This is a genomic window from Fretibacter rubidus (genome assembly GCF_041429785.1).
GTDB classification, from domain to species: domain Bacteria; phylum Pseudomonadota; class Alphaproteobacteria; order Caulobacterales; family Maricaulaceae; genus Fretibacter; species Fretibacter rubidus.
Window position 1 is genome coordinate 2,300,006 of the sequence record NZ_CP163423.1, and the last position, 11,563, is coordinate 2,311,568.

General features: G+C 52.4%; 12 protein-coding genes. 4 read left to right on the plus strand and 8 right to left on the minus strand.

From position 1 onward, the window contains the following. Positions 1 to 3: 3 nt before the first annotated feature. Complete coding sequence (locus AB6B37_RS10655) at positions 4 to 450, plus strand: hypothetical protein (RefSeq protein WP_371395770.1); 447 nt, start codon at positions 4 to 6, stop codon at positions 448 to 450. A 79-nt stretch (positions 451 to 529) separates the two neighbouring features. Here AB6B37_RS10655 and typA read toward each other — a convergent pair whose 3' ends face one another. The 8 genes from typA to AB6B37_RS10695 form a co-directional block, all read right to left on the minus strand. Then, positions 530 to 2,383 (minus strand): translational GTPase TypA, encoded by a 1,854-nt coding sequence (gene typA / locus AB6B37_RS10660; protein ID WP_371395771.1) that lies wholly within the window; start codon positions 2,381 to 2,383, stop codon positions 530 to 532. A gap of 120 nt (positions 2,384 to 2,503) precedes the next feature. Then, the gene (locus tag AB6B37_RS10665; protein WP_371395772.1) at positions 2,504 to 4,204 is read right to left on the minus strand and encodes a sulfotransferase; all 1,701 of its coding nucleotides are present in this window, start codon (positions 4,202 to 4,204) and stop codon (positions 2,504 to 2,506) included. Positions 4,205 to 4,319: 115 nt separating this feature from the next. Next, the gene (locus AB6B37_RS10670) at positions 4,320 to 5,096 is read right to left on the minus strand and encodes a YebC/PmpR family DNA-binding transcriptional regulator (protein ID WP_371395773.1); all 777 of its coding nucleotides are present in this window, start codon (positions 5,094 to 5,096) and stop codon (positions 4,320 to 4,322) included. Between the two features lie 72 nt (positions 5,097 to 5,168). Then, the gene (locus AB6B37_RS10675) at positions 5,169 to 5,669 is read right to left on the minus strand and encodes a CreA family protein (protein WP_371395774.1); all 501 of its coding nucleotides are present in this window, start codon (positions 5,667 to 5,669) and stop codon (positions 5,169 to 5,171) included. Continuing rightward, positions 5,666 to 6,493, minus strand: a complete 828-nt coding sequence (locus tag AB6B37_RS10680; RefSeq protein WP_371395775.1) for a YmdB family metallophosphoesterase — start codon at positions 6,491 to 6,493, stop codon at positions 5,666 to 5,668. Before AB6B37_RS10680 ends, AB6B37_RS10675 begins: the two co-directional genes overlap by 4 nt. Positions 6,494 to 6,502: 9 nt before the next feature. Beyond that, positions 6,503 to 7,069, minus strand: a complete 567-nt coding sequence (locus AB6B37_RS10685; protein ID WP_371395776.1) for a 5-formyltetrahydrofolate cyclo-ligase — start codon at positions 7,067 to 7,069, stop codon at positions 6,503 to 6,505. Further along, positions 7,069 to 8,103: a D-cysteine desulfhydrase family protein gene (locus AB6B37_RS10690; protein WP_371395777.1), complete on the minus strand. Its 1,035-nt coding sequence runs from the start codon at positions 8,101 to 8,103 to the stop codon at positions 7,069 to 7,071. The genes AB6B37_RS10685 and AB6B37_RS10690 overlap by 1 nt, the downstream gene beginning before the upstream one ends. A gap of 274 nt (positions 8,104 to 8,377) precedes the next feature. Further along, on the minus strand, positions 8,378 to 9,619 hold the full coding sequence (locus AB6B37_RS10695) for a type VI secretion protein ImpB (protein ID WP_371395778.1): 1,242 nt from the start codon (positions 9,617 to 9,619) through the stop codon (positions 8,378 to 8,380). Positions 9,620 to 10,001: 382 nt separating this feature from the next. Here AB6B37_RS10695 and AB6B37_RS10700 point away from each other — a divergent pair, with 382 nt between their 5' ends. The 3 genes from AB6B37_RS10700 to AB6B37_RS10710 all read left to right on the plus strand — a co-directional run bounded on the left by AB6B37_RS10700 (position 10,002) and on the right by AB6B37_RS10710 (position 11,499). Beyond that, positions 10,002 to 10,508: a DUF6624 domain-containing protein gene (locus tag AB6B37_RS10700; RefSeq protein WP_371395779.1), complete on the plus strand. Its 507-nt coding sequence runs from the start codon at positions 10,002 to 10,004 to the stop codon at positions 10,506 to 10,508. A 149-nt stretch (positions 10,509 to 10,657) separates the two neighbouring features. Further along, positions 10,658 to 11,050, plus strand: coding sequence for a D-Ala-D-Ala carboxypeptidase family metallohydrolase (locus AB6B37_RS10705; RefSeq protein ID WP_371395780.1), 393 nt, complete (start codon positions 10,658 to 10,660; stop codon positions 11,048 to 11,050). Further along, positions 11,038 to 11,499: a hypothetical protein gene (locus AB6B37_RS10710; RefSeq protein ID WP_371395781.1), complete on the plus strand. Its 462-nt coding sequence runs from the start codon at positions 11,038 to 11,040 to the stop codon at positions 11,497 to 11,499. Before AB6B37_RS10705 ends, AB6B37_RS10710 begins: the two co-directional genes overlap by 13 nt. The last annotated feature ends 64 nt before the right edge of the window (positions 11,500 to 11,563 follow it).

Below are 11,563 nucleotides of genomic sequence, written 5' to 3' on the forward strand. Positions count from 1 at the left end.
AATATGCAAAACGCACCCAACATCACTCCCATATCGCCAAAGGTCACAGACCTGTTTAAAACGGTATTGGATATTTTGGTGATTGCCGTTCTGTCTGATGATCGCACGCGTGACCGCGAACGCATTGAATTCATTCACTGCGCGCAAGTTCATAATCGCGCGCTTCATCCTGATATAATTTTGACGCCCGTTCAAATTCGTCATTTATTTGATGAAAGAGTTCGCGTGCTATCGGCGCAAATAAACGCTGATGGTCTGCGCTCTGTTCAAGAACATTATCTATCGATGATTATTGACCGAGGTGTCCAACGCAGCGTTTTGGCGTCTATATTCGCCATTGCGATTTGTGATTATGAACTCCATGACGAAGAACGCGGCATGATTAAATCCGCGCTAAAAGTATGGAATTCGCACTTACCCGACCCAGCAGAAATTGACCCGGTTAGTTAATCTAAATTACAGTCGCGCATAGAAAAGGGGGCTTTCGCCCCCTTTAATTTTGCCCTTCAAAGCGAAATCGAATTGAAGGTTAGCCGTCCATGGCTTCCATGCGGCGCATTTCTTTTTTACGTTCATGCTCTAGCAGGTAACGCTTGCGAATACGGATTGATTCAGGCGTCACTTCGACCAGTTCATCATCATTGATAAATTCCAGCGCATATTCCAATGTCACTTGAATGGGTGTGGTCAGTGTCACCGCTTCGTCCGTGCCTGATGCGCGAACGTTGGTCAGTTGCTTACCTTTTAGGACGTTCACAACAAGGTCATTTTCGCGCGCATTAATCGCAACGACCATACCCTCATAAACTTCTTCGGCGTGACCAATGAACATTTGCGAGCGCTCTTGGAGGTTAAACAACGCAAAGGCAGCTGCCTTGCCCATACCATTTGAAATCAGCACACCTTTTTGACGGCGGCCAATACCCGCTTTGGTGCGCGGCTTATAAGCATCGAAATTGTGATACAAAAGGCCAGAGCCAGACGTCGATGTCAGAAATTCAGAGCGGAAACCAATCAGGCCGCGTGTCGGGATTTCATAGTCAAGACGCACACGTCCCTGCCCGTCCGGCACCATATTTTTCAGATTACCCTTACGCTCACCCAGCTTTTCCATGACTTTGCCTTGGTGGTCTTCTTCAACATCAACTGTCAAAGTCTCCCACGGCTCACACAGCACACCGTCGATTTCTTTGTTAATCACCTGTGGGCGTGAAATCGCAAGCTCATAGCCTTCCCGGCGCATGTTCTCGATCAGGATGGACAAATGTAATTCACCCCGACCTGAGACACGGAATTTATCAGCGTCATCAAGCTGCTCAACCCGCAAAGCCACATTGTGGATAAGCTCTTTATCCAAGCGGTCTTTGATGTTGCGAGAGGTGACATATTTACCTTCGCGGCCCGCAAAGGGGCTATCGTTAACTTGGAATGTCATACTAATCGTCGGTTCGTCCACGGACAAAGCGGGCAGTAAATCAACATGCTCCGGATCACAAATCATGTCAGAGATGCCCAGCTTGTCGATACCCGTAAAGCAGCAGATATCACCCGCGCCAACTTCGTCCATTTCAACACGCTCTAGACCCATAAAGCCGAACGGCTGTAACACGCGGGCTTTGCGTTGATTGCCTTCCATATCGGCAACAACAACATTCATATTTTTCTTAAGCTTGCCCCGCACAACGCGGCCAATGCCAATAACGCCTGTATAGCTATTGTAATCCAGGGCGGAGACTTGCATTTGCAAAGGCGCGTCCGGATCAACATCGGGCACAGGGGCGTGCTCTACAATCGCTTTAAACAATGGTGTCATATCGGCACCAACATCACCACTGCTATCTGATGCCCAACCATTAAGCGCAGAGGCAAAGACAACGGGGAAATCAAGCTGCTCATCAGTTGCACCAAGGCGCACAAACAAGTCAAATGTCTGGTCAACGGCCCAATCAGGACGGGCGCCCGTTCGGTCAACTTTGTTGACAACGACAATAGGCTTTAGGCCTTGAGCCAGCGCTTTTTTCGTCACAAATGTCGTTTGCGGCATTGGCCCTTCGGCGGCATCGATCAACAAGACGACCGAATCAACCATAGACAAAACGCGCTCAACCTCGCCGCCAAAATCCGCGTGACCCGGTGTATCGACGATATTAATGCGCCAATTTTCACCACCAGGCTCTTGCCAGCGAATGGCCGTGTTTTTCGCAAGGATTGTAATACCACGTTCTTTTTCAATATCATTGCTATCCATGACCCGTTCCGCCGCGCCAGAGCGTTCACCCAGCGTACCAGATTGATGCAAAAGCTTATCGACCAAGGTCGTTTTGCCGTGGTCAACGTGGGCCACAATCGCCACATTACGAAGGGTTTGGATAGAATCAGTCATAACAATCTCGGATATATAAAAGACGCCATCAAAGCGCCGTCGTTTCGCGCCCGCTTTAGAGGTTTAAGCCCAAAAGTCCAGCGCTAAAGCCAGTCGGACGGCAGGGGTTAGGTTAGGGTTCTAATCCTGCGATCTATCAAAGCGACCACCCAAAAAGCCTGCGTAGCGCGCGCCGCGTCCGGCAAACTTTGTCGAGACCCCGCCGCGCACTTGTCTTGCGCTGAATGTGCGGACAGCCCCGTCATTAGCTGTATCTGTCAGCATGGCCTCTGACCACGGCAAGCCCAAAGCTTTACACAGCGCAGCCCCGTGCTTAGCAGGGTCTTGTGAAAAGGCATCGTGATCATGATCGGTAATTTCTAGACCTGCGGCGCGCCACTGCGTAACGGCGTCAGCATGGAAATCCAGATAATCCGCAATACCGTCAAGCGTACGCGTAAAGGCAAATTCAGGGCCAAATTCATGAAAATAAAGCGACACAGCCATATCGGCAGGGTTACGCCACGGTGCAACACATACGGCCCCCGCGTGCACTTTTGACAAAACGCCAGCAACCAAGACATGATGGGGGGTCTTATCGATAAATATCTTTGCGGACCCAGCGGCCTTTGTCATCCCTGCAATATCAGCCTCTTGCAGGCGTCCCGTCATAGTCGCCAGCTCAGCCGATTTCCCCAGCATTTGTGGTAGCCAGCTAAGCAATGCCCCACGTTCACCAACAGATTTTGCGCCCGTTGTGCGTGCCAAGATAGTTTGCAAAAGTGACCCACCCGAACGCGGCGGGCCGATGATATAAACCATCTTAGCCGTAGCCCCTGTTGGGTCAGGCAACGCTGCGTAAGCCTCTATCGCAGCGCGCAGCATGTCGCGCATTTCGTCTATGCCGTCGGGCGCAGCGTCATAAAGCGAATTGGCCAAGGTTGCATAATGCCAAGCCTTGTCTGTCTCGCGGCGTTTATCGAAAAAATGGGTCAATGCAAAAGCCACACGACGACGGTCGTTTTGGGACGCGCCCGCATCATTGGCAATTATTATGGCGGCGTCTTTGGCGGCCTCGTCCCCATCCTCTAACATGGCCGCGGTTAATCGCGCATGAGTTGGATTGGCGGTCCATGACGCTTTTTGCAAAGCAATCGCCGCGTCCAAATCACCATCCCAACGCAGCAGATTTGCAGCCCGCATGGCAGCATCAGGATCGTTTATATTCTTGTCCCGCAGGCGGTCATTAAACACTTTCGCGCGGTCATATTGACCCAGCGCAATATGCATATCCGCAATCGCCGCCGTTAAGTCATCAGGGCGCGCATCATCGGGATAGGCATTTTCATAAGCATAGACCGCATTGATTGTATCGCGCGCAGCCGTTAGGGCGTCGCCAGCTTTTATCCAAATCTCAGGGCTCGGCGCGACTTGAATAATGCGGCCATAAATTTGCGCCGCATCCGCATGGCGCTCTAGCGCGCTGAGCGCTTTCGCCCATGGTATCATGGCTTGCGGATGCCCTTTGGAAAGCTCAGACGCTTTTGCCAACGCCTGTTCTGCGGGGGCCGCCTCACCCATATCAAAAAGCGAGGTACCCAGATGCATCCACCAGCGCGGCTCGCTTGGCTCCATTGTGGTCGCTTTATGAAGCGCGTCTTTGGCGGCAATCGACTGGGCGTTATCCCGCGCCAGACACAGCCCCAAAACCGACCAGCTCTCGGCGTCCTCGGCGCGGTTTTCACAGGCTGTTTTCGCAAGCGCCGTCGCACGCGTGACATCCCCTTGGGATAGAGCGCCAAGTGCATCCGTAATTTGCTTATCGTGATTATAACCGCTCATGGGGGATGTTTAGAGAGATAGGGGGAGAGACTCAAGCAAAGTTAAACCTTCGCCGCTCAATAAAAACCGCGCCTTGGGGACAAGACGCGGTTTGAAATCTCGGGCTGGATAAAGCCTATTCGTCTTCAATCGTCGCCATCGCTTCTTCGGTCATGGCAAAGTTGTGATAGACGGTTTGCACATCATCGCAATCTTCTAGCGCGTCAATCAGGCGCATAACCTGCGCGGCCTTCTCGGGGTCGTCAATTTCGTTTTGTGCTTTCCATATCAAATTGACAGACTTCGCTTCGCCGAATTGCGCTTCGAGCGCGGATGCAACCGCGCCAAGATCATCACGCGCCGTCATGATTGTATGGACAGGTTCATAGTCGCTGAACTTGTCTTCATTGGGCTCATCCGTTTGCGCGTCTTCTGCACCCGCTTCAATCGCGGCCATCATCATCGTGTCTTCATCCGTCGTCTCCAGCGGATATTCGATCTGTCCGACTTGATCAAAACCAAAACTGACAGAGCCGGTCTCGCCAAGGCTGCCGCCGTTTTTCGAAAAGGCTGTACGCACTTCCATCGCCGCGCGATTTTTATTATCTGTCGACACTTCGACGATAAAGCCTATGCCCGCTGGGCCAAAACCCTCATAGCGCAACTCGTCATAATCTGCCCCCTCGCCGCCCGCGCCTTTGTCAACTGCCCGTTGGATGTTATCCTTGGGCATAGATTGGCCCTTGGCATTGGCAATCGCAAGACGCAGACGCGGGTTCATATCCGGGTCCGGGCCGCCCATTTTTGACGCAATCGCGATATCTTTGGCCAGCTTTGAGAACAGCTTAGACCGCAACTTATCTTGGCGCCCTTTACGGTGTTGAATATTTGCCCATTTTGAGTGGCCTGCCATGGTAACCTCGTTAAAATTTAGTTTTTTCGGGTTTAGGGCAAGCGCCTTTGCGGGGCAAGGGCTTGGCTTATTTTACTCATATGAGGGCGCAGGTTTGCCAGTCACCCATGTTACATCCTGTCCAGCCAGAGGCACAGTCGCAAGGCTCATTTTCGCCGAACCATCCACGATCTTTTTAGAATACACCAGATAAATCATCGTATCATTATCGCGGTCATAAACACGGCGCACAGCAAGGGTTTTAAAAATTAGGCTTTGCTTTTGCTTAAAAACTTGCTCCCCGCCTTTGCGAAGCGAGATATCGCCAATCACTACAGGCCCAGTGATACCACAGGAAATAGACCCGTTAGATGGATTTTCAAACCAGTCACCCTTAGATAGGCGGTCAAGCACGCCGCGGTCAAAATGTGCCATATGGCAGGTGATACCTTTGACGTCATCATCTTCAAAGGCTTCGATTTTGATCTCGTTACCCGTCCAATCATTATTAATTTCGGCGACTTCTTTATTCCCCGCACCGCCGCAGGCCGAAAGCAAAATGGCAGCAGCAAAAGCCGTTATAAATTTCGTCATGATGTTGGCTCCAATGTTGGTCTTGATTGGGATAATACGCCGCCGATACGAATAGGTTCCGCACGAATGGCGAGGCCCGTCTTATTATCGGTTTCAACGAATACGCCGCACATTGTGCCTGCCCCGCCCGCAGGCGTAAACCGGCCGCTGCGCATACGCGTTGTAAAACGTGATAGCGGTTCCTCTTTGTCCATACCGATAACTGAATTATAATCCCCGCACATGCCCGCATCCGTTTGAAAGGCCGTGCCGTCCACAAGGATACGCGTGTCGGCCATAGGCACATGTTGGTGCGTGCCAACAACAAGGGACGCGCGCCCATCACAAAACACACCCATGGCCTGTTTTTCTGACGTCGCTTCGGCGTGTATATCGACAATGACCGCATCAACAGCAGTACCCAGTGGCGCGTTATTTAATTCGCGCTCGACCGCTTGGAACGGATCATCAAGCGCGTCCATAAACACACGACCCAGCACATTAATCACACCAAATGTATAATCCCCGACTTGGTAGACCCCCGCCCCGCGACCTGGAACAAGACCGGGTGGGTAGTTACAAGGCCGTAGCAAGCGCGGCTCATTTTCAATCACGCTAATCCCTTGGGGGTTATCAAAACTGTGATTACCCAATGTCAAAACATCGACACCACAATCATAAAGCTCGTCTGCGGTGGACCGCGTGATGCCAAAACCGCCCGCTGCGTTTTCGGCGTTCACGACCACAGCATCAAGTTTCAAATCATGGCGCAGTCGCGGCAAGTGATCTGTCACAGCTTTGCGGCCCGCGCGGCCCACGACATCTCCGAAAAAAGCAAAACGCATAGGGGTCTCTTAGATAACTCGTTTAAAATATTGCTCGGTCAAAATACCGTCGAGCCGCGCGTCATGCGGGCCCAAAGGTAAGCTCGCTGCTTCTTGCGCAGCATAGCCGACGCCGCAAGCAAAAACCGCAGGGTTACACGCGCGCAGTGCCGCCAAAGTGCGGTCGTAATAACCGCCGCCGTAACCCAGACGCGCGCCCGATTGGGTAAAAGCTAGCAAGGGGACTAGCACGATAGCTGGCTCGACAATCGGCGCATCAGCATACGGCTCCCGCGTGCCATATGCTCCTGCCTTTAGTCTGTCGCCAGTTTGCCAAGTCCGAAATGTTAGGGGCTTTCCTGCCCGCGGCGTGCAGGGCAATGCTAGCGAAAAACCAGCCTCTGATAAGGTCTTCATAAGGGGCCGCGTATCAATCTCGCTGCTCAGGGGCCAAATACCGCCAATGACTTGCCCCCGAAACTCTTGGGCCGGAAAGTTTCCAATTAGGCCTACGGCAGCGGCACGCGGATTATCAACCCCCGCACGGCGCGCTTTCGCTTGTATCCTTGCGCGTGATTTCTCAGACTTTAAATCCATCAGGGCGATAGGGCATCATTGATAACATCGGCATAGGCAAAGGTCGCAGGCGCACCGCCCGTATGGATAAAGACGACATCCTCCCCCCGTGCAAATTCCCCCGCGCGGATAAGACCAATTAATCCTGCCAATGCTTTGCCCGTATAAACAGGGTCTAAAATCACGCCTTCTAGGCGCGCGCATAGGGTCATCGCTTCGACAGTTGAGGGCGCAATAATCCCGTAAGCCTCCCCGCTATAACCGCTCTCTAGCCGCATTTGGCCTGGGTCAAAATCAATGTCCAGCAGGGTAGCCGCCTCGCCCGCATATTGGACAGCATCAGCCATCACCCGCGCGGCGTCAGCATCCACATCAATGCAAATCGCAGCCGTGTCGGGTAAGCACGCCTGCACGCCAAGGCTTACCCCCGCTTGGGTGCCGCCGCTCCCGCTGGCTGCGATAATGGCTTTGGGCATGATTCCTGCCTCATCGGTTTGCGCGGCGATTTCAGCGATAACGCTGCTATAGGACAGCGCCCCCATGGCGTTGGACACACCGTAAGGCACAACAAAAGGTTTACGGCCCTGCGCGCGCAATTTTTCCGCTAGCGCCTTTATCGGGCCGTTACGGTCACCCGCCCACGGCGTTGGGTAAAGTGTCGCGCCAAAAAGAGTATTGAGGACGATATTGCCAGAATTCTGATACAGCACCGAGTCGTTTTCAACCCGACCCGTAAAAACACAAAGGGCGGCATCAAGTCCCAAAATTGCTGCCGCGGTCGCGACTTGGCGTTGGGAATTAGATTGCGGCACACCGCCCGAGACAAGCGTATCGCAGCCTTGCTCCACCGCCGTGTAAAGAACACGGTCAAGTTTTCGCAGCTTATTCCCGCCGCTGGAAATATGGGTGGCGTCGTCGCGCTTTATCCAAATATTCGGCCCGCCTAGATGTTCTGATAAGCGCGGCATCGGGCGCAAGGGTGTCGGTACATCCACAAGCCCAACCGACGGAAATTTGGATAGGCGCGCGGTAAAATTATCAAGCAAAGACGTCATAAGCTATCATGGCGTGGTGGCTGTGATTTGGCAATCTTTACGCGCCCCTTCCCCCACATTGGCCCTTGCGCCTTTGCCCTATTGCGCCCACATAGCGGAGGACGGCTTCTGCGGGCTTTGTGTTTGGCACTTATCCTAGGGACCTTAAACACTCCGAAGGGAGCTGGCTCTGTTAGGACCGTGGTCCTCTTATTTCCGGCGCCCACCTGACACTCAGGTTCACGGGGATTTGCACCGCCTTCACGGGTCACGTGGGGTCGTCACATCCACCCTATCAATAAAAGTCTTCCTTATCTGGCACGCGACCAAAGGCGATTTTTCCGCCCGCATAGCCGCCGGGAAGGTCCGCGCGCGAACCCACACACACCACGGCCCGACCATGACGCACATTGAGGCCGTCCATAGCTGCCATGGCCTTGTTCCATTTGACGCTGCGTCCTTGGTCGGCGTCTGCATGTTCAAAGAGGTCACCATTGGTTTCATACGGTTTGCTGATTTTATGCAGCATCACATAGACAGATTTAAGCGCCGCTTGTGGCGGGAGCGCTGCGACACCCCGGTCAAACAGACCGTGCATATAACGCAGCAATGTCGGGTCGTCTTGGCAGGCGCCAAAGTCGGTCTCGCCGCTATAACGAGTCCCGTCCGCCAGTTTGAAAGACACACTCATGGCGCTGCAAAGATAATCTGCGCGTCGCAGACGATACGCGGCTTTCACAGTCAGCAGCTCTAAACATTTTATCGCCTTGTCAGCTGTGCGCCAGCCCTTGGTCAAGACGCGGCTATGGCCGAACATGCGTTTTTCTGTCGGGGGGCGTATAACGGGCAAGCCGTGCAGTTGCGCCCACATGCGCTCGCCTTCGATATTTCCCCAAATCGCGCGGGCATGTTTGGCCGAAATATTCCAAAAATCCTGCACTGTCATCACCCCCGCACGGTGCAGCCGCCGCTCCATATTGCCCGATATACCCGGCAAATCAGACAGCGTTAAGGACAGCAACGGCCCTGGCAGGTCCTCTGATGCCAATGTCACCATACCGTTGGGCTTGTCCATTTCGGCGGCGACTTTGGCAAGAAACTGATTGGGCGCAAGGCCGATTGACGGTGTAATATAAGGCCCGATATTTTTCGCCAGCCCGGCCCTTATCGCCGCTGCAATATCGCTGGCGCGCTCTTGCTCGCTACCGATTAGCGTGCATTCCATCTCGTCAATCGACCAGACTTTGGTCACCGGAACATGGCGATCAATCTCGTCTAAAATACGGTTATGAATATCGACATAGACATCGGGCTGTGCGACCCGCACGACCAAATCAGGACACATTGCCCGGGCATCGCGCACCCGCATCCCGCGCTTTATCCCAAATGCCTTGGCCCTATAACAGCGCGTGATAAAGGCCGAATAATCAGAATCAAGTGCCGTCACCCCAACGGGGCGACCCCGAATATCGGGATGCAATTGCCGTTCAACATTGGCAAAAAACGCATCAAAATCAATGTAAAGGCTTTGTAGCACGGCGGTCTTGTCCAGTTTCTAGCGCAAGTTAGAAATAGAACATAATAGGAACATTTAGAATTGTCGAGAGGGCGAAGCGGCGCGGGTGTGAGTTGTCCACAGATGGGGCGTGGGATTGAAAGCATGAAGGATGCTATTAAAATTAATGTATTAGATTGGCCCTACCACCCCTTTCTTGAATGTCCTAGCAAACAAAAAGTATCATTTCTGTTCTTGGGAATAACAACCTATGCTATTTTTGGATATGAAAACATATATTTCATTCATGTTCGCAATTGTCTTTCTTCTGGCATGCTCACAGCCAACTCATGAGAAAGTCCCTAAGGTGTCCGAAGATGATCCAAGGTCAGCCATTATCAATGTCACGTCCCAATTAAGAGAAATGGCAAAAGCCGATGAAGCCATACGCAATGAATTTGATACAGTATTTAAAAATCGAAATAGGAACGCAGAAGGGAAAGCGGCATTTACCGCTTTTTATAGAAAAATGCGTGATCAGGATATTCGGCATCATGAAGCCCTAAACGATATTGTTGAGCAATATGGATGGATTGATATTGAACGCTTCGGACAGCAGGCAAGCCACGATGCGTGGTTAATCACCCAACATATGGTTCACGATAAAGGCGTTTTTCAAAAGAAAATGCGATCTTTGATGACTCCGGGAACTAACGTCGACAAAACAGAATACGCACTCTTAACTGACAGAATTGCTGTAATGTTTGACAAATTACATCAAACTTGCGGAACGCAAGGAAAGTGCCAATCAAGCGGTGATTGGACGGCTAGTCAAATCAAGGATTTTGATACTATAAACTCGCGACGCTTAGCAATGGGTTTTGCTGAGACCTTTGCAGAGTATGAAACCCGTATGGATGCTAAATGCTAAAAATCCACGAAACCGTAGAGTTATAATTCAAAAAATCGGCTATCGACCATAGCGATTAATTATCATCCATCCGCCTAGCTGTCGATTAATACGCCCCCCCCCCCAAACAATTACCCTCCCCCTCCCTCACCCCGCGTTACTGCTATCCCATGAGTATTTCGCAACAGTCCCAATGGCGGTGGCCCGACTTTTCGCATACGGAAATGGCATGCCGGCATTGCGGCGCGGGCTATGACTGGCCTTTGTTTATGGACCTCTTGCAAGCGATGCGAGATGATATTGGGCGGCCTCTGCGGGTCTTATCAGGCCATCGTTGCGGCATCCATAATGCGCGAGTGGGCGGCGCGCCACTATCGCAGCATTTAAAATTAGCCGCGGATATTGCGCTGGACAGTCACGACCCCGTGCGGTTACGGCGGGCAGCGCAGCACGCGGGCTTTACTGGTTTTGGATATTACCGAACCTTTTTACACCTTGATTTGGGGCGGCCACGGCAGTGGTTTTCACCCCATCCATCCGTGAGAGATTTATGGCAGATTTAATTAACTTAGGCCTAAACGCGGCCGCTGGCGGCGCGTTTGGTATTATCGGCACCGTGTTGGGCCGCATCGCTGGTTTTTTTGAACGCGGGCAAAGCTTTAAACAAGAGCAAGCCCGTTGGGCGCATGAATTAGACCTGCATAAATTGCAGATGCAAATGCGTGTGCAAGAAACAGAGTTAGAACTGGCGCTGGCTGCACAAGAGGGATCTTGGCGAGGGCTGCAAGCGTCTATCGATGCAGAAGCCCGCCTTGGCCGCGCCAGCCTTTGGGTCATTAATACGCTGCGCCTTGTAAGGCCTGTCTTGACGTTAATGTTATGGCTCATCACAGCGTGGATTTTCGCGCAAACTCAAAACGGCGCCATTGTCGAGGCCGCGGTTTTTGCCGCAACCGCCGCGACATTATGGTGGTTTGGAGACCGTGCGCCCAAACCGGCCCTTAAGGTTTAAACCTGCGAGGCTGGCAAGTTATTGTTCCCGCATAGAAAAACCCCGCAGTCGAAACTACGGGGTT